Genomic DNA, 22,082 nt, shown 5'->3' with positions numbered 1-22,082 from the left:
CTGCCCTGCTGGCTTCTCGAACCGGTGGATTTCGTATCGGATTGAAGCGCCAGACTCAGACCTTGTAGTAGTCGCGATACCACTGCGCAAATTGCCTCACGCCTTCTTCAACCTCCACCTGGGGCGAGAAACCGACCCAGTCTGCCAGCGCCGACACATCGGCCCATGTCTTGACGACATCGCCCGGCTGCATCGGCAAATAATTGCGCTGCGCTGTTATGCCCAGCGCCGCTTCCAGGCATTCGACAAAATCGAGCAACGCGACCGGTTTTCCACGCCCGATGTTGAAAATCCGGTTGACGCCATTTGCCTCCTTGTCCGGGACCGGCGGCTTCGCAAGCAACCGGGCGATGCTTTCGACAATATCGTCGACATAGGTGAAATCACGCGCCATCTGGCCATGGTTGTAGATATCAATCGGCCGGCCCTTGAGCATCGCTTCGGTGAACGTGAACAGCGCCATGTCTGGACGTCCCCAAGGACCGTACACGGTAAAAAAACGCAGGCCGCTGGCACGAATCCCATAGAGATGGCAGTAGCTGTGGGCAAGCAATTCATTGGCGCGCTTGCTAGCAGCGTACAGCGACACCGGTTGATCGACCGGATCGTCGACGCTGAACGGGAGTTTGCTGTTGGCGCCATACACCGAACTGCTCGACGCATAGATCAAGTGCACAGGCCGGTAGTGCCGGCAGGCTTCGAGCACGTTCAGGAATCCCACCAGATTCGATTGCGCATACACATCCGGGTTATCCAGCGAATAACGAACCCCCGCTTGCGCCGCCAGATGCACGACCTCGGTGAACTTATTGTCTTCGAATAACGCCATCAAGGACGGCTTATCGACAATGTCCATCCTCTGAAAACGGAAACCTTGCAATTCGCTCAGTTGCTTGAGCCGGGCATGTTTCAATTCCACGCTGTAATACGCGTTGAGGTTGTCGATACCAACAACATCACGCCCTTCCAGGCACAATCGTTTGACCGTGTGATACCCGATGAAACCTGCCGCGCCAGTCACGAGAATAGTCATAATACCGCCCCGCTTGCCTAATCACAGGCAGTTAGTTATAGCGTTGCAATGACCGTGATTCCAAGTTTTATAACTGGCCCCATCAGGGTGGCATCCTTCCGGTTTGCCCGCCCCCCACGACGACTATTTATAGCTAAAAAAGTTTAATCCGTTCGACGGAAACTAAATCAGCTTTAAAAACAATCACTTGAACATTGCCGAATGCACTTTTGGATGAAAGGCATGTTTTTTGACAAGGAACGTTTGACAGCTTGTCGTGAGTGGTCAATAACTACACGGGTCTGATGAAACAGAATCCGAGTGCAGTTTGTTCGTTTATCGCTGCTTCTCAGACAACTTCTGAAGTCTTTGTTTTTTGCGGCCCCTTCGTATGGACCGTGCGGTAGCTTTGTCTCCGAATAATGACTCAAGCTATATATCCAACAGGCTGTCAGATATAGCGGACATTCATTATCACGCTGTTACGCCTATGTAACACCACCTGATTCATTATTGACACACGTCTTCGCCCCTCACATAAAAAAAACAACCCTGCCTGGCTTAATTACTTCTCGGGCCTCTATAGAGCCACTGCCTGCCTAAACTTTCGATATATACGGAGTTTACCAGCATGCCAGCAATCCGTTCCGAACGCTCTAACTGGTACCTTCTGCAGTGCAAGCCTCACCAGGATGAACGAGCCCACCTAAACCTGCTTCAACAAAACTATGTCGTATTTCACCCCCAACTGTTGAGTGAACGCCTGATTCGCGGCAAATATCAGAGGGTGCGCGAGTCCCTTTTTCCCGGGTATCTGTTTATCCATCTTGGCGGTAATGACAACTGGGCGCCCATACGTTCCACTCGGGGCGTCAGTCGTTTCGTCGAATTCAATCATGGTCCTGCGACGGTGGCTGAGAACGTCATCGAGCACCTGCGTGCACGCTGTTTCGAATCATCGGTATCCCCAGATACCCCGCCCCTTACGCCCGGCGACCACCTGCAAATTATCCGTGGACCACTGTCGACACTCGAGGGGATTTTTATCACTTCACATGGGGCTGAGCGCGTCATGATCCTGATGCAGTTTCTGAATCGGGACCAGGCGATCTGCATGCCCTTGAGTGACCTCGAACTTCAGCACCCCTCGTTTCAATCCAATATCTGACTGATCGCTTATTCCAGGAGCCAGGACATGGCCTTGAATTCACGCTGCCCTTTTGCACTGATCATGGCCTCCCTCTACCCTGGAATGGCCTGGAGTATTGATCCGGCACCTATCGATGTTTACGGGTTCGATTTCACACCTACCTTTCTGTTTTCAGAAAGCTATGACGATAACTTTCGAGAACTGGAGAACAACAAACAGTCCTCGATGGTCACGAAGCTGGCGCCCTCTTTCGAACTCAAGGCCGAAGATCGCAACAGCGCTACCCGACTGACCTGGCAGCCCATCCGCTACATTTATCACGACGAGTCGGATGCCTCGAACACCGCACAACGGGTGCGGGCGGACAGCATCATGGAGTTCACTGACCGGCACCGTCTGAAGCTCGACGCCGAATACCGCAAGTGGGAGCGCACCGAGGACACGGCGGTCGACGGCATCAACGACAAGCTCAATAACAAAAGAGTCGGTGGCCTCTATACCTATGGCGCCAGGAGCGCTGACAACCAGATCGATTTTGGCGCCAGTTACGCGGAACTTCGCTACGACAACGCCGACGGCATCAATGACGACAAAGAGCGCAATACCGCCGCCCTGACCAGTACCTGGTATCACCGCATCGGTAGCAATACCCGTGGCCTGCTTGAGTACGACCACACCAATTTTGACTACCAGGAACCCAACAGCCCGCGCAGCAGCAAATCCAACGCGGTACTCGCCGGTGCCGTCTGGGACATTACCGCAAAGACCACCGGTAAAGTCCGTGTCGGTTATGAGAAAAAGGACTTCGACAGCAGCGAATCCAAAGACCTCGACAACCCCACCTGGCAAGTGGACCTGCAATGGAAACCACGCACTTATTCGACATTCACCCTTGTGGCCCGCCAGGCTCTCGCCGAGGGCGACGACGGTGCCGATGCCGTCAAGTCCACCTTCACCCAGGTCGGTTGGCGCCATGGCTGGACCGAACGGATCACCACGATTGCACAGGCCGGGTACGGTCGTTATGTCTACGAAGGCGAAAGCCGAACCGACAATTATCAGGACTACAACCTGGCCGTGGTGTACGCGATGCGCCGCTGGCTGGACATCGAGCTCGGCTATCGATTCCGCGACAACGACTCTGATGCCGACGACCAAAGCTACACCCGCAACGTTGTTCAGATCAGCTTCAACGTCAGCCTTTAAGAGGGTTTCGACATGAACTCACGCACCCTGGGCTTATTGCTCGCACTGCTTGTGCTACCCGATACCTACGCCGCAGACCCTGATACCCAGTACAAACTGGCCGCTGGCGATGTCTTGCGCATCATCGTGTTCGGCGAGCCGGAGCTGAGCATTAAAAAAATCCGCCTCAGCGATGCCGGCACATTTTCCTATCCGTTCCTGGGTGAGATTTCCGCCAAGGGACTCACACCCGGCCAGGTCGAAAAGATCATCGTCGACGGACTCAAACAAGGCTATCTGAACGACCCGAAAGTCAGCTTGAGCCAGATCGAATACCGCTCGTTCTACATCAACGGCGAAGTGAAAAAACCCGGCAGCTATCCCTTCATACCCGGACTGACCCTGGAAAAAGCCATCGCTCTGGGCGGTGGACTGACCGAGCGAGCTTCCATCAAACGCGTGACCATCTTGCGCGGTGATGGCGGCCCGACCCTCACCGATGAGGTCACGCGAAACACCACGATTGCCCCCGGCGACACCATTTCCATTGCACAAGGCTTTTTCTAATCATGGACAACAGCCCTAGCACCTACGTCGAACGTCCTCTGCAAACGCATCTGCATCAGCAGTACAGCGACGACAAGGACACCATTGATCTTCTCAAACTGTGGAGGGTGATCTGGCGCGCCAAATGGAGCATCGGATGGTTTGTCCTGCTGTGCGGTTTGCTGGCGGTCGTTGTGGTCTCGAACATCACCCCGCAATACGTCGGCAGCACCACCTTGCTGTTCAACGATAAAACCCCGCCGCTGATGTCCTTCCAGCAAGTCAAGGACTCAGGCAGCAACGCCACTGATTACTTGCAGACACAACAGGCGCTCCTGCAATCACGGGACCTTGCCGAACGAGCCGTGAAAAAACTCGAGCTGACGACCAACCCGGTCACCGATCCACGCCAGCAATCGAAGCCATGGTTCACGCCACGCCAATGGCTGGCCGACCTGAACCTTGATCAATGGATCCCGGGGCTGGGCGGCCTGTTGAAGCCGATGAAAGCTGAGCCAAGTGAAGATGATGTCTTCAATCAGGTCACGCAGAACCTCATGCTGCACACCAGCGTCAAGTTCGTCGGCAAGAGCCAACTGCTCGAAATCGAGGTCGAGCTGCCAGACCCTGTCCTGGCGGCAGCGGCGGCCAACGCGTTGGCCCATGGCTTTACCGACAGTCAGCTCGACACCAGCGAAAAGTCCTCGCAGACCACCACCGCGTGGATGAACACACGATTGGTCAAACTGCGCGACAACCTGCGTGTTGCCGAGAAAAAGCTTCAGGGCTACCGGGAGGAACAAGGCCTGGTCGATGTCGGCGGGGTTGCCACCATCAGCGCCAACGAACTGGAAATGACCGGCAATCGCATGGTCGACGCCCGCCGCAACCGCGCGGAAGCCGAGAGTGAATACCGCCAGGCGAAAGCCCTGAGCAACGGCGACCTGAGCCGACTCTCCAGCGTGCCGGCAGTCTTGAGTAACCCGCTGGTCCAGCAATTCCAGGCGGACCGAGCCAAGGCGCAAGCCAAGGTCGATGAGCTGTCAGGACGCTATGGCCCGAAACACCCGAGCCTGATTTCCGCGCAATCGGAATTGCGCGCCGCCACCACCAGCCTGCAATTGCAGGTGCAGCAAGTGGTCGCCGGGATCGAACGGCAATACCAGCTGGCCTCAGCCAGTGAAGCTTCGCTGCGCCAATCCTTCAACAGCAACAAGGCGCAGATCCAGGACATCGCCCGCAAGGAATTTCAGTTGCGCGAATTCCAGCGGGAAGTCGACAGCACCCGTGCACTGTATGAAACCTTCGTCACCCGCTTGAAAGAAACCGCGGCCACTGCCGACATGGACTCCACCAAAGTGCGCATCGTCGACCCGGCGATTGTGCCAGTGGAAGCGAGCAAGCCACGTAAAACATTGATTGTCGGGATCGTCGGGTTGGTGGCTGCAGTGATCGGCGTCGCGTTGGCGCTGCTCTTCGACAGCCTGAGTAACACCTTTAAAACCGACGAGACGATTGAAAGCACGCTTAACATTCCGCTGCTCAGCGTGGTGCCGCTGGTGATGAAGAAAAGTCGCCGCCAATTGGCGCGCTTGTTCGAAGACAACGACAACCCGCGCTTTTCCGAGACCATCCGCAATCTGCGCACCTGGCTGATGTTGCAAAGCAGTGAAATGCCGTCGCAGGTGGTACTCGTGACGTCGACCGTTGCCGGTGAGGGTAAAAGTACCATTGCCACCAACCTGGCCAGTTCCCTCACTTCGCTGGAGCGAGTGTTGCTGATCGATGCCGACATGCGCCAACCGACCCTTTCACTGAACTTCGATTTTCCGCCTGACAGCCCGGGACTGGCCAATGTCATTGCGGGCACCGCCAGGCTTGAAGACTGCATCGTTTCGGTGGGCAATCTGGACATGCTGCCGGCTGGCATGGTCATGCCGCCTTCGCGGGATCTGTTCACCGCGCCGCGCCTGCCTTCCCCTGCCGAATCGCTTAACCCGTCACGCCAGCCTCCACCGCAGGATCTGCTCAGTTCGCCGCGCATGGCGCGCATGCTTGAGGCGCTGAAGTCGCGTTACCGCCACATCATTATCGACTCACCGCCTGCGGAAATGATCAGCGATGCACTGTTGCTGGCCAAGCATTCGGATGCGGTGATCTATGTGGTCAAGGCCGACAGCACGCCGATCAGTCAGGTGCAGAAGGGCATTGCCATGTTGCAGCAAAGCCATGTGCCGGTATTTGGCACCGTGCTCAACCAGGTAGACCTGCGCAAGGCGCGCAAGTACGGCTACCACCATTCCAAGACGTTTTATAACTACGACTTCGCCCCCCGCTGACACCATAAAATCTGCGGCGAGGCCGAACGGGGCAAGCCCCCTCACCACAGTCTTTCTGCCATCACCACACATTGCTTCACCTCTGCCGAGCTACGGAAAAGCCTGCGGGAGCCACGCCGTGCGCGCCCATCAGCGCTGATGCATTAATTCTGCCTTGAGGTTAAGCCCATGACTCCTCTCTATACCGCTCACATGACACACCGCCGAGGCCTGACGTTCTGGGGGCAGTGGTTGTGTGCACTGACGCTGGCGACTTCGCTGCTGATGCTGCTCGTGTATTGGCGCGTTGGCAGCCTCACCAGCGAATACCGCATCCTGATAGTTCTGACGGTGCTCGGCTCGGTGCCGATCTACAGCGTGATGCAGGTTTACCACAAGCGTCACGGCCTGGTGGTCGGGCTCGGCCGGTTGCTGGCCGGCTGGCTGATCCTGCTGGCCGTGCTGGCGGCCATTGCCTTCATCACCCAGACCAGCGCGATTTACTCGCGCCAGGTCATCATGGTCTGGGCGGTGCTGGGCTTTGTCGCCCAGGCTGCGATGTTTCTGCCCCTGCATTACTTCGCCCGGTTGCACTCGCGGATGGTCTGCAACGAGCGTCGTGCGGTGATCATCGGCACCTGCCCGACCGCCCATGAACTGGCGAAAAAACTCTCCAGACCGAACCGTGCGCTGGTCATGGGTTTCATCGCCGCAGCCGACAACAGCGGCCCGGCCCCCAGCATCCTGCCGCTGCTCGGCCACGTCGATTCGATCCGCGAAATCATCACGCGCCTGGATGTGCGCCGCGTTTACATTGTCCTGCCGATGACGCATGCCGCCACCATCGAAGCGTTGTACATCGACCTGCTGGACATGAATGTCGACGTGGTCTGGATCCCGGATTTCGGCAGCATGGTATTGCTCAACCATTCGATCTCGGAAATCGAGCGGATGCCCGCCATTTACCTCAACGAAAGCCTGATCAGCTCCCATCCGGCCAGCCTGTTTTGCAAAGACCTGTTCGAACGCAGCCTGGCCGCCGTGGCCATTATTGTCCTCAGTCCGATGCTCTTGACGGTGGCGATCGCCGTCAAGCTGACTTCCGCCGGTCCCGTGCTGTTCAAGCAAAATCGTCATGGCTGCAACGGCGAAGTGATCAAGGTCTGGAAATTTCGTTCGATGCGCCTCCACGACGATAGCGAAGTGCACCAGGCCACCCGTGACGATGAACGCGTCACGCTGATCGGACGCTTTCTGCGCCGCAGTTCCATTGACGAGTTACCGCAGCTGTTCAACGTGTTGTTCGGGCAAATGGCCCTGGTCGGTCCTCGCCCGCATGCGGTCACCCACAACATTTACTACACCGGCAAAGTGCGCGCCTACATGGCCCGTCACCGTCTCAAACCGGGGATTACCGGATTGGCCCAGATCACCGGGCATCGAGGCGAAACCGAGACGGTGGAAAAGATGCAGCTGCGCGTCGCCCAGGACCTCAACTACATCAACCAATGGTCGCTGTGGCTGGACATCAAGATCCTCATCAAGACCCCCTTCACGCTGTTCTCGAAAAACATCTACTGACCCCTGCCCCCTCGTTGATCACTGTCACGCCGACCTGAGGTTTGATCATGAATGTGAGCGTATTTGGTATTGGTTACGTGGGCCTTGTCCAAGGCGCCGCGCTGGCGGAAGTGGGCCATAACGTCCTCTGTGTGGATGTTGACGCCGACAAGGTACAGGCGCTGAAGGACGGCACGCTGCCGCTCTACGAGCCGGGGCTGAAAAGCCTGGTCCACAGCAATTACCAAAGTGGCCGGCTGCAGTTCGGCACTGATCTCGCCAGCGCTGTCCACCATGGTGATGTGCTGTTGATTGCCGTGGGGACACCGCCGGATGAAGACGGGTCGGCAGACCTCAAACATGTATTGAGCGTTGCGCAAACCATCGCGCTGAACATGGACCGGCATCACATCATCGTCGATAAATCCACCGTCCCCGTCGGGACCGGTGACCGGGTTCGCGCGCACATCGAGCAGGTGCTGGCCGACACCGGTCGCTGCAATCTGACCTTCGACGTGGTCTCCAACCCCGAGTTTCTCAAGGAAGGCTGCGCGGTCGAGGATTGCATGCGCCCGGACCGGATCATCATCGGCACCGACAGCCAACACGCCGAAGAGGTCATGCGCGAACTGTACGAACCGTTCAATCGCAACCGCGAAAAGATCATCGTCATGGACCTGCGTAGCGCCGAACTGACCAAGTACGCCGCCAACAGCATGTTGGCAACCAAGATCAGTTTCATGAACGAAATGGCCTGCCTCGCCGAAAAACTGGGTGCCGATATCGAGATGGTCAGACACGGCATCGGCTCTGATCCGCGCATCGGTTATCAATTCATCTATCCGGGTGTGGGCTACGGCGGGTCGTGCTTTCCCAAGGACGTGAAGGCGCTGATACAGGCCGCCGCCAGCGTCGACATCGATGCTCGGGTACTCAAGGCCGTCGAGTCGCGCAACCACGAACAGAAGGCCAGCCTGTACACGAAGATTTTCAATCACTTCGACGGCGCCCTTCGCGGCAAGACCTTTGCCCTGTGGGGGTTGAGTTTCAAACCCAACACCGACGACATGCGCGAGGCCCCCAGCCGGGTACTGATGGAAGCCTTGTGGCACGCCGGCGCCAGCGTCCAGGCGTTCGACCCCAAAGCCATGGAGGAGGCCCAGCGCATTTACGGATCGCGCGACGACCTGACCCTGGCCGGCACCAAGGAGGCGGCCCTGAAAAATGCCGACGCCTTGATCATCGTCACCGAGTGGCAATCGTTTCGAGCCCCGGACTTCGACTTGCTCGGCCGGCAGCTCAAGCACCCGCTGATTTTTGACGGACGCAATCTGTTCGATCCGCAGCGGTTGAGCAAACGGGGTTTTACCTACGTCTCCGTGGGCCGACAGACCCGCTCAGTCATCTGAAAGGAGCGGCGCCATGATCAGGCTGGAACTAGTCGGGCAATACTCAACGAAGTTACTGGAGGCCAACCAGGCCTATTCCTTCATCAACTTCGCGTCCATTGGCAGTGTTTTCGAGCAGCCCCCGAACACCGTCACCTATTTTTGCGACGGCATGCTGATGTCGACTTTCATGTCGCGTGTGACCGGCAGGAGGATCGGACGGGTCAGCTTTGACTTCACGTCCATCGCCGACCTTGTACTGCGCAGCGCCGAGCAACAGGGCAAGCGCGTGTATTTCGTCGGGGCCCGGCAAGCGGAACTGGAACTGTTCGTCAGCAAGATCAAGGCCCTTTACCCACGGCTGACCCTCGCCGGTTACCACAACGGTTACTTCAATGCGTCCCAGGCCGAGGGCATTCAGGCCGACATCTGCCGCAGCGAAGCGCACATCCTGATCGTGGGCCTGGGTGCCGGACTGCAAGAGCAGTTCGAGCAGGACGCGTTGCGCGCGGGGTTTCGCGGGGTCGCCTTCACCTGTGGCGGGTTCATTCGTCAGGAAGCCCTGGCCACGCGCAACTATTACCCGGCGCTGATCAATCGCCTGCATATGCGCGCGTTTTATCGCATGTATCGCGAGCCCCATACGATCAAGCGCTACCTCATCGACTACCCGAACAACTTTGTGCACCTGTTGGCGCTCATCGCGTCACGCAAAGTCGCCATCAGCGTTGAGGAATGACCATGCACATCCTGTTTATTCTCAAGGATTTCAAGGTGGGCGGCGGTGTCGAGCGCGTCCAGCAACGGCTGTCCGAGCAGTTTCTCAAGGATGGCCAGCGCGTGAGTTTTTTCGTCATGAACGGCGACACGCCGGACACGGATGGTGTTCAAACACTCGGCAGCGCCAGCGGCAGCGGCATCGTCGGCCTGCTCAAATCCATTGTGCAGTTGCGCCGGCTCATTCGCCGTGAGGGCGTCACCCACGTGATTTCCGCCAAGGAGCAAGCCAACCTCTGCGCCTGGTTCGCCACCTTGGGCAGTCCTTGCAAAGTCATCTACAGCCGCCACGCGGCACTGGATTGCACTGAACAGAAAACCGGCCCTTCAAGCCTGCGCCTGCTCTATACGTTGTACCTCTGCGGTAGCGGCAAAGTGGTCACGGTCTCCACCGCCTTGCGCCAGTCCCTCATCGACGTGATGCCTTGGGGTCGGCAACGGATCCGCTATTGCCCCAACGCTGTCGTCACCGAACAACTGCTTCAAGCCGCACAAGCGCCGTTGTCCGCTGATTTGCCCCGCGACTATTGGTTGAGCCTGGGCCGCCTGGTGGAACCTAAAGGGTTTCATCTGTTGCTGGATGCCTACGCCCTGGCGCTGCGCAGCGAAACACTGCCGGATCTGGTGATTGTCGGTGACGGTCCGTTGCTCGACGCACTGACCACTCAGGCAGCCCGACTGGGCATCACGCACCGGGTGCATTTCACCGGATTCCTGAGCAACCCCTATCCGCTACTGAGGCACGCACGGCTGTTCATTCTGAGCTCCGTGCAGGAAGGCATGCCGACCGTCCTGATCGAGGCGCTGGCACTGGGCACGCCCGTGCTGGCATGCGACTGCGAGACCGGCCCGAGGGAACTGCTGGACAACGGTCGACTGGGTCAACTGGTCGCCGTCAACGACGTACCGGCGCTGGCGCGGGGAATGCTTCAAAGCCTGACCGCACAAAGCGGCGTTGCACCTAGCGCAAAAATGCTCAGTGACGCCATCCATCCGTACACCAGCCAGCACGCCGCGCAAGCGTACTACCAGGTATGGAGCCAATGAAAAAGCTGCTGATTATCCTGCATGACCTCGGCGCAGGCGGGGCTGAAAAAATGATGACGCGCCTCGCCGGTGCCCTGGTGGACGCTGGCAATGACGTGACCTTGCTGTTGCTCACCGGCGGCGGCCTCCATGCGGCGAACCTCGACCCGCGTGTCAAGAAAGTTGAACTGCAAAGCCAACGCACCGCACGTGCGGTACCGGCACTCGCGCGATTTCTGCGCGCCAATCGCTTTGACGCGCAACTGGCGGCCCTCACGCACGTCAACGTGGTGGCGATCGCCGCAGCCGTGCTGTCCGGCACGCTGGCACGCCTGCACGTCAGCGAACGCAATGCGTTTTCCCATGACAAACACGTCAACCCCGACTTCATGGTGCGGGTCGCGTACCTGGTGGCGCCACTGCTGTATCGGCTCATTCCCAACCCGGTGATCTGCGTCTCGCGCGGTGTCGCCCAGGACCTGGTCGATACCACCCTTGCGCGTCGCCAGGACGTGACCATTGCCGACAACCCGGTGCTCGATAACGACTTCCGCGACAAGTCGCCTGGGCCGCCAAGCCACCGCTGGCTGCTGGAAAAAACCGGCTCGGTGATTGTCGCCGTGGGGCGCCTGGTGCCGCAAAAAGGCTTCGACACCTTGATTACAGCGTTCGCCGCGTTGCCGGATTCAGACGCTCGCTTGATCATTTTTGGCGAAGGCCCGCTCAGGGCGCAGTTGCTTGACCAGGCCCGGACGCTGGGCGTGGCGGATCGCTTCGACCTGCCGGGTTACACCTGTGAGCCTCTGGCAGAAGTGGCCGCGGCGGATTGCTTTGTGTTGTCGTCACGCTTCGAGGGCAGTCCCAATGCGCTGGTAGAGGCCTTGTCCACGGGTACACCGGTGGTGGCGACGCGCTGCCCCCATGGTCCTCAGGACATCCTCATCGGCGGCCTCGTCGCACCGCTCGTCCCCGTCGACGACCCGATCGCGCTGTCGCAGGCGGTTGCCCTGCAACTCTCCACACCGCGGGACCTGCAACGTCATTCCCGCCTGGATGCGGCCACCCGGTTCATGAATGCCAGCGCGGTGCAGACCTACCTCGCCGCGTTGCTCGGGAGTCCATCATCATGAGCACACTGCAGATCAGGTATTCGACGTTGCGCGATGGCTTCACCTTGTTTGGCGTGCTGTTCTACATTCAGGTGATCACGTTTGCCCTCAGTCTGGGGGGCGCCTCCAGCTTCGGCGACATCGATAAAGACCTCGAAGGCAACGTCGCCAACCAGATCTGCGGCCTGATCACACTGTTGGTGCCCTTGTTCTTCTTCATCCGCAACAAGGTGTTCCTCAGCAAAACCTTTTACCGCAGCAACTTCTTTCTGCTGGTGTTCATGCTCTGCGTCATCGCATCGATCGGCTGGTCCCACGACCCGATGCTGAGCCTCAAGCGGTTCATCGCGATGCTCAGCGTGGTGTTTTTTGCCGGTTTCATTGCCTACAACTACCCCCTTGAAAAAATCACCTTCATGCTCGGCTGTGCCATCGGCGTGGCGGCGTTGATCGGATTGATACTCGCCGTGGTCATGCCGGGCGTCGCGTTCTTGTCCGGTGGTATTCGCGACGGCGCATTCAAGGGTATTTTTGCCGAAAAGAACGCCGGCGCCCGGCTCAACGCGATTGCCATCCTGCTGTTGCTGCCGATGATCCGCCAACGCAACCGCTGGGCCCTCTTCTGCTCGTTTTTTTCGCTGATTGCCATCCTGCTTGCCCAGTCGGCGACCGGCGTGGCATTGATTCTTTCCGGCACGTTGAGCTACTGGTATTTCCTCACCCTGATCCGCCTGCGTATCAACCGCTCGCAGTGGCTGTTCTTCGGTTGCACGCTGGCGTTCCTGCTGGTTTGCCTACTGCTGTACAACCACCTTGCGTGGCTGCTGGAGATCGCCGGCCGCGATCCGTCACTCACGGACCGCACGTTGATCTGGGAGCTGCTCGCGCCCTTTGTCGACCAACAATGGCTCAAGGGTTACGGCTTTGGCGCCTTCTGGGCCAGTCCCGACGCCAATGCGTTCATCCTTCGCTGGGGCTACATCGGCAACGCCCATAGCGGCTACATGGAGACCCTGCTCAATGGCGGCGTCATCCAGTTGACTGCACTGGCGTTGCTGCTGGGCGAAGCGCTGTTCAAACAATACCGCGCCGTGACGGCGAACCAGGCGGCGCAGTTTCGCGCCAGTGCCCTGGTGATCATCGGCTTGTTCGTCGTCACCAATTATGTGGCGTACGTGATTCCCAACTACCGCTCCGCCGAGTTCCTGGTGTTCTGCACCCTGGCCCTGTCCTTTCGGCGTCACCACGCGACCTACCCCGAATTATCACCGACACCCCTGCGCCAGCGTCCGTCTGGCGGGGGATTCCCGCGCGATTCAGCCCAGGCGTAATCAAAGGAGAAACACCCGTGTCAGACCAAACCTCCCCTCTAGCGCATTCAGTGTGCGTCGTAATCCCGATGTACAACGGCGCCGGCAGCATCGAGCAAACGCTGACGTCCCTGGTCGAGCAAACCCGGCTGCCCGATCACGTGATCGTCGTCGACGATGGCTCCACCGATGACGGCCCCCAACGGGTCAAAGACTTCGTGGCGCCGTTTCGCCTGACGCTGTTGCAGCAAGCCAACGAAGGCCAGGCCAGCGCCCGCAACCACGGATTGCGGCACTCGGAAGAGACGTTTGTGGCGATGCTCGATGCCGATGACCAATTTCGTCCACAAAAGCTGGAGCTGCAACTGGCCCTGTATGACGAACTCACTCGTCAGGGACGGTCGGTGGGGCTGATCGACTGCTACACGCAGGTCAATTACAGCGACGGCCGGCGGCAACTGGACAACCGGCGCAAGAACGGCCGGCATTTCTACGATTTCATCCACGCCAACGTCGTCAATGGCGTCTCCACCGCGCTGGTCAAGCGCGAGGTGATCATGCAACTCGGCGGCTTCGATGCCAGCCTGCGTTACTCCGAAGACCGCTACATGTGGACCCGGATTGCCGAACACTGGGAGATCCACACGGTGCCGCAGGTGCTGCTGGAGCGCACGGTCAACGGCGGCAACATGACCGCGCAGCCGAAGAAGTATTACCAGAACAAGATCCGGTTCATCGAGGTGTACCTGGCCCGCTATGGCGCGCAGCTCAGCAAGCAGCAACGGATCGATTTCGTGCTGGGCAACCACACAGATTTTCTCAATGCCTTTTCCCGACGCGACGAGCATGCCGAGGTGCTCGACGTGTACCGGCGAATGCTTGAGTGCTCCTGGCAAGCACTGATCTTCGCCAACGGCAAACCGACCTTGCGCTACCTCTATGCCCGCGCCAGAACCTTGCGCAAGGCAACGGCGTCAACCACCGCTCATTGAACCGGTCCCACACCCATGGCCAATCATCGCCTCATTACCCTAGGGTGGATCTTCACCGAGAAATTCGGCCTGATCTTCCTGTCCATGATTACGTTTGTCGTGTATGCCAGGCTGCTGTCGCCGGCAGAACTGGGTGTGGGCACGGTCATCATTGCCATCGTCGAGTTGATCGGCCTGGTGTACTCATCGGTTCTGGAAGACCCGCTGGTACGACTCGAACGGCTGGAGGACAAACACATCACCACGGCCTTCTGGGCGGCGGTGCTCGTCAGCCTGGTGTCCATCGTCGTCATCTCGGGCGCAGTGATGCTGTACACGCCCGACCCGGTGCTGCAATGGATGACGGCGGTGGCCTCGGTGAAAATCCTGTTCACCATGATGGCGCGCGTCTACGTGGCGCAGATGCGCCGCAACGGCAACTTCAAGATGCTGGCGTCACGCACGTTACTGGGCAAGGTGTTTGGCGGTGTTGCCGGCATTGCTGTCGCACTCTGGGGTATGGGGGCATGGGCGGTAATTGCCCAAGCGGTGATCATGGAACTGGTATCCATCATCGTGTTGATGCTCGGAGACCGGCGCCGCATTGCCTTCCATATCGATGGTCCGGTCTTGCGCGAACTGTTGAAGTCCGGCGCACCGGTTGCCATCAACGCACTGAGCTCACAAACACTTCAGCGCGGGGTCAACGTGGTGCTCGGGATGACGGCCGGCGTCAACGCGGTCGGAATGTTCAACATGGCCATGCGTATCATCGAGCTGCCGCGCACTGCGATTTACAACGGTCTGTTGAGCTATGCGCTGCCGGCATTCGCCCGGCGTAGCGCGGAGCCGTCGCGGCTCCTGGGAATCATTGGCGATTCCACCGCCGTCAGCGGCTTTCTGTTGACGCCCCTGTTCATTGGCATCGCGCTCACGGCAAACGACCTCATCCCGTTGATATTCGGCGCCAAGTGGACCGACGCCATTCCCCTGCTGCAAGTGCTGGCCTGCACGGCGGCCATTGGCAACACCGCCATGTACGCCACGACGGCACTTGTGGCAGTCAACCGCAGCCACCTCACGATCAAGGCTGAAGTGGCAACCACCGTTCTCGCGCTGGCGCTGGTCTACACCCTCGGCAACCTGTGTGGCGGCATGGCCGCTGCCCTTGCTCTGCTGGCGCGGATGCTGATCATCACGCCGCTGCAAATCCGTGGGCTCATCGCAGCCATCGGTTACGGCTGGCAGCGGTTCTTCGACTCCAATTACCGCAGCGTGATTGCTTCGGTCGTCATGGCCGCAACCGTCCTGTCTGTTTCACCGCAGCTGGGTTTGCACGGCTATCTGCACCTGTTCTGCAACATCGTGGTTGGCGCGCTGAGCTATGCCGTGGCGTATAGCGTCATGCACCCGCGCTGGCCGCAAGAATTCAAATCGGTTTTCACCGCCCGCTGAATTCAATCCCTGAGACAGGAAGACCTCACCATGCGCAAAACTACGTTGATTACTGGCGGGGCCGGCTACATCGGTTCCCATACCGCGTTGGCGCTCATCAACGCCGGGCACAATGTGCTGGTGCTCGACAACCTGTGTAACAGCTGTCGAGAGTGCATCGGGCGTCTTGAGTTGCTGACCCACACCCGTGTCGATTTCGTCAATGGCGATATTCGCGACCCCATCCTGCTCGACGATATCTTCAGCCGCTACGACATTGATGCCGTGGTGCACTTTGCCAGCCTCAAATCCGTAGAAGAAAGCGTGCGCAAACCACTGGACTACTACGCCAACAATGTCGCCGGCACGCTCAACCTGTGCCGGGCGATGGCGCGCAATAACGTGTTCCAGCTAGTGTTCAGCTCATCGGCCACGGTGTACGGCGAGCCCACACGCACGCCGATTGCCGAAGATTTCGGCACCGGCAAGCCGGTCAATCCCTATGGACGCACCAAGCTCATGATCGAGGAGTTGCTCACCGATCTGTGCCACTCCGATCCGCGCTGGAGCATCGGGTTATTGCGCTACTTCAATCCGATTGGCGCGCACGAAAGCGGGATGATCGGCGAAGATCCCAGAGGCCGACCCAACAATCTGTTGCCCTGCCTGACGCAGGTGGCGATCGGACGAATGCCCGAACTCACGGTGTACGGGTGCGACTACCCAACCGTGGACGGGACGTGCGTGCGCGACTACATCCACGTGGTCGACCTTGCCATCGGCCACCTCAAGGCGCTTGAGGTGTTGCACCACCACAGCGGCATCAATTTCTGGAACCTGGGCACTGGCATTGGCTACAGCGTGCTGCAGATCATCCAGAGTTTCGAGGACATCACTGGCATCACCATTCCCTACCGTTTCGCACCGCGACGCGAAGGTGACATCGCCAAATGCTGGGCCGATCCCAGCAAGGCCGGGCGGGAACTGGGCTGGACCGCGCAGCGCGATCTTCAACAGATGATTATCGATACCTGGCGGTGGCAGTCGTGTAATCCGCAGGGGTATCAGTCTTCATTCGAAACGCCAGTGCTGAGTGCCGTGAAGTGAAGCCGATGTTTAATGCCTCTGTGCTGGCCCTGCTGCTGTCGGTGTCGATGGTTTGCAACGCCGCACAAGCGCCCCCCGGTGTACCCACCACCGGGCTCGTGCTGTGGCTGGATGCGGCCGATGCATCATCAATGACCCTGGATGCGCAGAACCGTGTCCAGCACTGGAGCGACAAATCCGGCGAGTCCCATCACGCCACAGTGGACGATGCCGCCTCGCAGCCACAGCGGATGGCAAACGCCCTGAATGGTCATTCGGTCGTGCGCTTCAGTGGCGTGTCGGCGTTTGTAGGTAAAACCATTCGCAGCGCCAAAGGCCCTGTGACGGTATTGATTGTGTCCCGTCGATTGCCCGAGCAAGCCGAGGCCGATCCCTGGCAACGGTTGTTCAGCTCACGCCCACAAACCGCCCACAACGATAACGTGTTGCCGAACTTCGCCATCAGCCTGCAACAGACCACCGCGTATGTGCCGACCGTCTCCGTCCTGGAGCTTTACGATGTGCCGATTGGTCCGTATGCCGTCGGGCGCAATGTGGTCGGCAATGCCGACAACTTTCGCGGCGACATCGCGGAAGTGTTGGTGTACGACCGTGCGTTTGCCTCCCTCGCAGAACGCCAGCGCGCATTTCAGTACCTGGCGGATAAATGGTCAGTTGCCATTCCCAAACAGGCCGATACCTGGACCCGTGTCGGACCGCTGGGCCGATTGCCGGCCCAGACCAACGCCAACCTGCCGCTGTCCGATCAGGTCAATGCCGGCCAGTGGGTGCTCGACACGAAACTGTCCGACGACTTCAATGGCACCACCCTCGATCTCGAACGCTGGCACGTCAACAACGCCATAGGGAACGAGTCGCTCGGACGCAAACCGGCACTTTTCACCCCGGCCAATGCCAGCGTCCACAATGGCAACCTGAACATTGTTTTTCGCAAGGAAACCCTGCCGCAGAAATACGTACAACTCGGTTTCAAGGACTACACCTCAGCGATGGTCCGGACCAACGAGCGCGGGTTCTACGGGTATTACGAGGCACGCGCCAAACCCATGAACTCGGCCGGTTCCAGCGCCTTCTGGCTCGCGTGGACGGGCATGGCGGACAACGCCACCGAGATCGACATCTTCGAAATCGGCGGTAAGACGAAAAACGCAGCGTTAGACCGTTCGTACAACATGAACGCCCACCTGTGGGCCACGCCGCATAGCACCGAGCATATCGCCGACGGCAGCGTCTGGATCAGTCCCTGGCGCCTGGCGGATACCTTCCATGTCTACGGCTTCGACTGGCAGCCCGACACCCTGCGTTGGTACGTCGATGGCGTGCTGGTCAGGGAATCGAAAAACAACCATTTCTTCTTCCCGATGCAGGTTGTGTTTGACAGTGAGGCCATGTGGCAGTGGTTCGGCGTGGTCGACGATGCTGACCTTCCCTCTACCTTCCGCGTCGACTACGTCAAGGTGTGGCAACGGCGTCGATAGCCATTCAACCGTCGCCTGGCTGACGTCGGCTCAGGTGATAGATACGACCTGTTTATCCTGACAGCGCCACCGCCCTGAACTTTCTTTCGACCGCAGGGGTCGACCGCGTTCCAGCCTCCTCCGTGCCACCGACGATTCCCGTACCGGGCGTCTCAACCGGCTCACGGCGACGGTTAAATAACAAAAATGGATGATCACGATGAATTGCCTTATCTGTGTCGGCGTGGCGGAACGCATTCAGTGTCAGGGCCCGTGGGAGGAAAGGGATTGCCCGGACTGCGGGCGCTATCGGGTGTCCGATGAGCTCCTTTTGAACTTGATGGATCAGGGCCAGATCTTCGATATAGACAAAACCAGACGTTGGCTCGACAGCCGACGCAAAGAAGAAGGCATGACACCTTCAATAGAACTCCACGAAGCGCTACTGCTGCTATAGCGTTCAGCCCGGGTCAAATTTCAATCGGCAACGTGGTCAGTTTCCATTCAGCGCTAACACGTCTGGAGCGCATAGACATGATCAAAGGCCGGCTGAAAGAACTGGACTTGCTGCGCTTCCTCGCGGCAATCGCAGTCGTGTTTTTTCACTATGCTTTTCGGGGGTATGCAAAAGGCGACATGTCAGTAATGCCCTACCCGTTGTTGGCCGAGCCTGCCAAATACGGTTATCTGGGCGTCGAACTGTTTTTCATGATCAGCGGATTCGTCATTCTGATGACCGCTTCGGGCAATAACCTCAGGGCATTTTTTATATCCCGTGTCGTTCGTCTCTGCCCTGCTTTCTGGGTGTGCTGCACCCTGACTTTCCTGATCACGCTTGCCATCGGCCGGCCAAGATTCACGGCTGATATTTACCAATACATGATTAACATGACATTCCTTGGCGACTTGATGGGTGTGCCACCGATTGACGGGGTCTACTGGTCGCTGTTTGTCGAAATAAAGTTCTACCTGATGATCTCCATTCTGTTGGGCTTCAAGAAAATAGAAAAAATAGAGACCTTCCTCGTACTGTGGCTGTTGGTCTCCGCCACCGCAGAAGTCCTGGCTTTTGAAAAGCTGCGCTCGATATTAATTACCGATTACGCGGCCTATTTCATCGCGGGTTCGACGTTCTACATTATCTGGGCCAAGGGATTCACAACGACACGGGTGCTCCTGTTGGCAGGGTCATTGGCATTGGCCAACTACACCGCCATTGCCTGGGCCCAACTGCTCGAATCAAAATATTTAACCGAATTCGATCTTCTGATCGTATGCGGCATGGTTACCCTGTTCTTCATGACCTTTCTTTTGATCGCAACGAATAAAACGGCAGCTATCGGTGCATTGAACTGGACGGCATTAGGCGCGCTCACTTATCCCCTTTACCTGCTCCATCAAATGATCGGCTTTATGATCTTTAACCTTGCCTATCCGGCGATGAACCCGCACGTACTACTGTGGGGCACCATCGCCTTGATGATCAGTGCGTCTTACATCATCCACAAAAAGATAGAAACGCCCATGGCCAGGCAGATCAAGAAAATCCTTTCATTGTCCTTCAAGCGTGTCGAAGCTGATTAGCGCCCACCTGGGCGCCAACCAACGCCCTCAAATCATCGGCGAAGTGCTCACGACGCGCAGTGCCAACCCTTCGTAGGCATCCAGCGTAATGGTGAAATCACCCTCAGGCGTGAGATCACCTTCGACTCGCTCGTTGATGATGTCGACCACCGGGCCCGGCGCAATATTGGGCAGGTGCAAGGTTTCGGTGATCGGCGTCGAGCCGAAGTTCAGCGCAGTGATTTGCGTGCCTTTACCGGCCGGCAATTCGTGGACCATGACCAGCAGGCCCGGATGCTGGACATCGGGAATCAGGATCTGCCGACTGGCGGCGATATCGTAAGCGCGGCGCGCGGCGAGGATCCTCTTGAGTTGCGAGACGAACGAATCGGAGTCCTTCAACTGGCTGGGCAGGCTGCCGTACAAAGTTTTCGGCCGTGGCATTTGCCCTGCGGACAGCGGTGCGTCCGGATTGAGGTCCACCAGGTCGTAGGCGCCACGATGAATCCAGCGCGTGTCGCCGTCACCCATCAAATGCTCAACCTGTTCCGCCGGCAACGGCAGCGCGCCGACCAGGTCCCAGCCGGACAGCGCAAACACGCCCGGTTGCATGGCGTTGTACATCACCAACAGCAAATGCACCTGGCGAATCTGTTGGATGTCCGCCTCGGTGATCGCGTCGAGATCACGAATCCCCAGCGCTGCCGTGATGATGCTGGCGGTGGTGCAAGACACGCCGTTGGTGACAAATTTCAGGTTGTAGGGCGCGTGCTCGCCCGCCAGACGTTCGTACATCTGCTCGCGAATGTGTTCACGCAGGATGTTGCCCGGGAAGGTCTGGCCTTGGTAGAGGTAGGTGTCATGGGCGTGCAGCGTCCAGAAATGCACCAGCTCCAGGGTCAGCTCGTCGTGGTTTTGCAAGGCATGGATCAGCGATCCCGGGTCGATGCCGAGGGTGTGCATCTGCCGCAGCATCAAGCGCAGGAACTCGGTGTCGCCCATCAGCAACGCGTGCTGGTAGGCCGGTCGGGTGATGAAGTCATAGGAAAGGTCGGCGCCGCCATGGGACATGTTGGCGATGTCGTCGACGGTCAGGTTGAGCTCCTGGAAACTGAAACCGCCGGCCTTGCGGATCGCCCCGGCCAGCAGCTGGTTACCGGTGATCGATAACGGATGGCTTTCAGACCAGGCTGTGCCGTCGAGCTTGCGCTCCACGCCGAGGAATCCGTTGGCGTCCAGGCGCAGGATTTTCGCGCCCATGACGTCAATGGCGTGCAGCGCATCGCCGATGATCATCTGCTGCGCGGCGAAGGTCGGGTCCAGCCAGTTCAACGACGGCTGCCCTTCCTTGAAGTAATGCAGATAGACCCAGCGTCGCGGCTTGCCATCGACGCCGATCACGATTGGCGTCGCGCTCCAGTCGGTCTCCTTGACCCCGGGTTCGAAGAAAATCACCCGTTGCAACTGGCCGACGATGTAGTGCTTGTCCCGGAGCACGTCGACCTGCAGCGGACTGAGATTTTGTGCATCACGGCCATCGGCGATGTCCGGCAGCAACGGCCAGTCCTCTTCGCGGATTTCGACCATGTGGTAGAGGCCCGGATAGTCTTCATAGGCCATCTCGGCCAGGCGGAAGTCTGCGCCTTTGCCGGTGTGCGAAGGGATCACGTCATCGATGATCACCGCATTGTGCGCGGCGGCCATGCGCACCAGCGCCTGGAGCTGCGCCTCGGTGCCCAGTTCCGGGTCGATCTCGAAACTGACGCGGTCAAAATTGCCGTCAATGGTCGGCGTGCGTTGGGTGCCTGTCAGGCCGCCCGACATTTTCAGCGGCCCGTTGTGAATACCCTGGATGCCGATTTTCGAGAGGGCATGCCATAAGGTTTCATCGCCCAGGGCTTCCAGCACGCTGCCGTCTTCGCGGGTGACGATGGACGCCGGGTAGGCGGTGAACCACACCGAGGCCAAGGCGGAAGCATCACGGGGCCGGGTATGGGCGTAAGGCTGTTGCCACAGTCGACCTTGCCCCGAATAGAGCTTGGCCCGCTGCCTGGCGGCATGCAGCATCGATTGTTCAACCAGCCAGGTCACATGGTTTTTGTCAGCCGCGGTCATAAAAGCAATCACCTGTTGTCGGGGAAAAAGTGCGCGTGGCCATCCCATGCGTAC

At 58.6% G+C, this 22,082-nt stretch carries 17 protein-coding genes; 15 read left to right on the top strand and 2 right to left on the bottom strand.

Annotation, left to right across the window (positions count from 1 at the left end; genetic code table 11):
* Nucleotides 1-55: 55 nt before the first annotated feature.
* The gene (locus AB4N91_RS09185) at nt 56-1,033 is read right to left on the bottom strand and encodes an NAD-dependent epimerase (protein ID WP_460112332.1); all 978 of its coding nucleotides are present in this window, start codon (nt 1,031-1,033) and stop codon (nt 56-58) included.
* A gap of 610 nt (nt 1,034-1,643) precedes the next feature.
* On the opposite strand from AB4N91_RS09185, the gene rfaH reads away from it, so the two are divergent.
* The 15 genes from rfaH (at nt 1,644) to AB4N91_RS09110 (ending at nt 19,934) form a co-directional block, all read left to right on the top strand.
* Nucleotides 1,644-2,180 carry a transcription/translation regulatory transformer protein RfaH gene (rfaH, locus tag AB4N91_RS09180; protein ID WP_077749461.1) on the top strand — a complete coding sequence of 179 codons (537 nt, stop codon included), beginning with the start codon at nt 1,644-1,646 and terminating at the stop codon, nt 2,178-2,180.
* Nucleotides 2,181-2,207: 27 nt separating this feature from the next.
* Nucleotides 2,208-3,368, top strand: a complete 1,161-nt coding sequence (locus AB4N91_RS09175; protein ID WP_077749462.1) for an outer membrane beta-barrel protein — start codon at nt 2,208-2,210, stop codon at nt 3,366-3,368.
* Between the two features lie 12 nt (nt 3,369-3,380).
* Nucleotides 3,381-3,914, top strand: coding sequence for a polysaccharide biosynthesis/export family protein (locus tag AB4N91_RS09170; protein ID WP_077749463.1), 534 nt, complete (start codon nt 3,381-3,383; stop codon nt 3,912-3,914).
* A 2-nt stretch (nt 3,915-3,916) separates the two neighbouring features.
* Entirely contained in the window at nt 3,917-6,232 is a 2,316-nt protein-coding gene (locus tag AB4N91_RS09165) for a GumC family protein (RefSeq protein WP_077749464.1), read from the top strand.
* A gap of 168 nt (nt 6,233-6,400) precedes the next feature.
* A complete protein-coding gene (locus AB4N91_RS09160) occupies nt 6,401-7,792 on the top strand; it encodes an undecaprenyl-phosphate glucose phosphotransferase (protein WP_077749465.1) in 1,392 nt (463 codons plus the stop codon).
* Between the two features lie 47 nt (nt 7,793-7,839).
* Nucleotides 7,840-9,180: a UDP-glucose dehydrogenase family protein gene (locus AB4N91_RS09155; RefSeq protein ID WP_077749466.1), complete on the top strand. Its 1,341-nt coding sequence runs from the start codon at nt 7,840-7,842 to the stop codon at nt 9,178-9,180.
* Nucleotides 9,181-9,193: 13 nt separating this feature from the next.
* Nucleotides 9,194-9,898, top strand: coding sequence for a WecB/TagA/CpsF family glycosyltransferase (locus AB4N91_RS09150; RefSeq protein WP_077749467.1), 705 nt, complete (start codon nt 9,194-9,196; stop codon nt 9,896-9,898).
* 2 nt (nt 9,899-9,900) lie between these two features.
* Nucleotides 9,901-10,983, top strand: coding sequence for a glycosyltransferase (locus tag AB4N91_RS09145; protein WP_460112330.1), 1,083 nt, complete (start codon nt 9,901-9,903; stop codon nt 10,981-10,983).
* On the top strand, nt 10,980-12,092 hold the full coding sequence (locus AB4N91_RS09140; protein WP_460112329.1) for a glycosyltransferase: 1,113 nt from the start codon (nt 10,980-10,982) through the stop codon (nt 12,090-12,092). Before AB4N91_RS09145 ends, AB4N91_RS09140 begins: the two co-directional genes overlap by 4 nt.
* Nucleotides 12,089-13,402, top strand: a complete 1,314-nt coding sequence (locus AB4N91_RS09135) for an O-antigen ligase family protein (protein WP_221106310.1) — start codon at nt 12,089-12,091, stop codon at nt 13,400-13,402. Before AB4N91_RS09140 ends, AB4N91_RS09135 begins: the two co-directional genes overlap by 4 nt.
* A 17-nt stretch (nt 13,403-13,419) precedes the next feature.
* A complete protein-coding gene (locus AB4N91_RS09130) occupies nt 13,420-14,373 on the top strand; it encodes a glycosyltransferase family 2 protein (protein WP_077749471.1) in 954 nt (317 codons plus the stop codon).
* Nucleotides 14,374-14,388: 15 nt separating this feature from the next.
* Nucleotides 14,389-15,807, top strand: a complete 1,419-nt coding sequence (locus AB4N91_RS09125; RefSeq protein ID WP_460112328.1) for an oligosaccharide flippase family protein — start codon at nt 14,389-14,391, stop codon at nt 15,805-15,807.
* Between the two features lie 30 nt (nt 15,808-15,837).
* A complete protein-coding gene (gene galE / locus AB4N91_RS09120) occupies nt 15,838-16,893 on the top strand; it encodes a UDP-glucose 4-epimerase GalE (RefSeq protein ID WP_077749473.1) in 1,056 nt (351 codons plus the stop codon).
* A 5-nt stretch (nt 16,894-16,898) separates the two neighbouring features.
* Nucleotides 16,899-18,371 carry a family 16 glycosylhydrolase gene (locus AB4N91_RS09115; RefSeq protein WP_460112327.1) on the top strand — a complete coding sequence of 491 codons (1,473 nt, stop codon included), beginning with the start codon at nt 16,899-16,901 and terminating at the stop codon, nt 18,369-18,371.
* Between the two features lie 513 nt (nt 18,372-18,884).
* Nucleotides 18,885-19,934: an acyltransferase family protein gene (locus tag AB4N91_RS09110; protein WP_172791216.1), complete on the top strand. Its 1,050-nt coding sequence runs from the start codon at nt 18,885-18,887 to the stop codon at nt 19,932-19,934.
* A gap of 27 nt (nt 19,935-19,961) precedes the next feature.
* On the opposite strand, the gene treS is transcribed toward AB4N91_RS09110, so the two are convergent.
* A complete protein-coding gene (treS, locus tag AB4N91_RS09105; protein WP_200666444.1) occupies nt 19,962-22,028 on the bottom strand; it encodes a maltose alpha-D-glucosyltransferase in 2,067 nt (688 codons plus the stop codon).
* Nucleotides 22,029-22,082: the final 54 nt, after the last annotated feature.

This window comes from Pseudomonas sp. H3_D04 (genome assembly GCF_054669175.1).
Note: the sequence above shows the minus strand (reverse complement) of the source record. Positions and strands in the feature narration are given on the sequence as shown.

Bases quoted from the DNA above. Each gene is read 5' to 3' on its own strand.
- AB4N91_RS09145 (WP_460112330.1), top strand. From the start codon at position 9,901: ATGCACATCCTGTTTATTCTCAAGGATTTCAAGGTGGGCGGCGGTGTC.
- AB4N91_RS09175 (WP_077749462.1), top strand. From the start codon at position 2,208: ATGGCCTTGAATTCACGCTGCCCTTTTGCACTGATCATGGCCTCCCTC.
- AB4N91_RS09110 (WP_172791216.1), top strand. From the start codon at position 18,885: ATGATCAAAGGCCGGCTGAAAGAACTGGACTTGCTGCGCTTCCTCGCG.
- galE (WP_077749473.1), top strand. From the start codon at position 15,838: ATGCGCAAAACTACGTTGATTACTGGCGGGGCCGGCTACATCGGTTCC.
- rfaH (WP_077749461.1), top strand. From the start codon at position 1,644: ATGCCAGCAATCCGTTCCGAACGCTCTAACTGGTACCTTCTGCAGTGC.
- treS (WP_200666444.1), bottom strand. From the start codon at position 22,028: ATGACCGCGGCTGACAAAAACCATGTGACCTGGCTGGTTGAACAATCG.
- AB4N91_RS09165 (WP_077749464.1), top strand. From the start codon at position 3,917: ATGGACAACAGCCCTAGCACCTACGTCGAACGTCCTCTGCAAACGCAT.
- AB4N91_RS09115 (WP_460112327.1), top strand. From the start codon at position 16,899: ATGTTTAATGCCTCTGTGCTGGCCCTGCTGCTGTCGGTGTCGATGGTT.
- AB4N91_RS09170 (WP_077749463.1), top strand. From the start codon at position 3,381: ATGAACTCACGCACCCTGGGCTTATTGCTCGCACTGCTTGTGCTACCC.
- AB4N91_RS09155 (WP_077749466.1), top strand. From the start codon at position 7,840: ATGAATGTGAGCGTATTTGGTATTGGTTACGTGGGCCTTGTCCAAGGC.
- AB4N91_RS09125 (WP_460112328.1), top strand. From the start codon at position 14,389: ATGGCCAATCATCGCCTCATTACCCTAGGGTGGATCTTCACCGAGAAA.
- AB4N91_RS09140 (WP_460112329.1), top strand. From the start codon at position 10,980: ATGAAAAAGCTGCTGATTATCCTGCATGACCTCGGCGCAGGCGGGGCT.
- AB4N91_RS09135 (WP_221106310.1), top strand. From the start codon at position 12,089: ATGAGCACACTGCAGATCAGGTATTCGACGTTGCGCGATGGCTTCACC.
- AB4N91_RS09150 (WP_077749467.1), top strand. From the start codon at position 9,194: ATGATCAGGCTGGAACTAGTCGGGCAATACTCAACGAAGTTACTGGAG.
- AB4N91_RS09160 (WP_077749465.1), top strand. From the start codon at position 6,401: ATGACTCCTCTCTATACCGCTCACATGACACACCGCCGAGGCCTGACG.
- AB4N91_RS09185 (WP_460112332.1), bottom strand. From the start codon at position 1,033: ATGACTATTCTCGTGACTGGCGCGGCAGGTTTCATCGGGTATCACACG.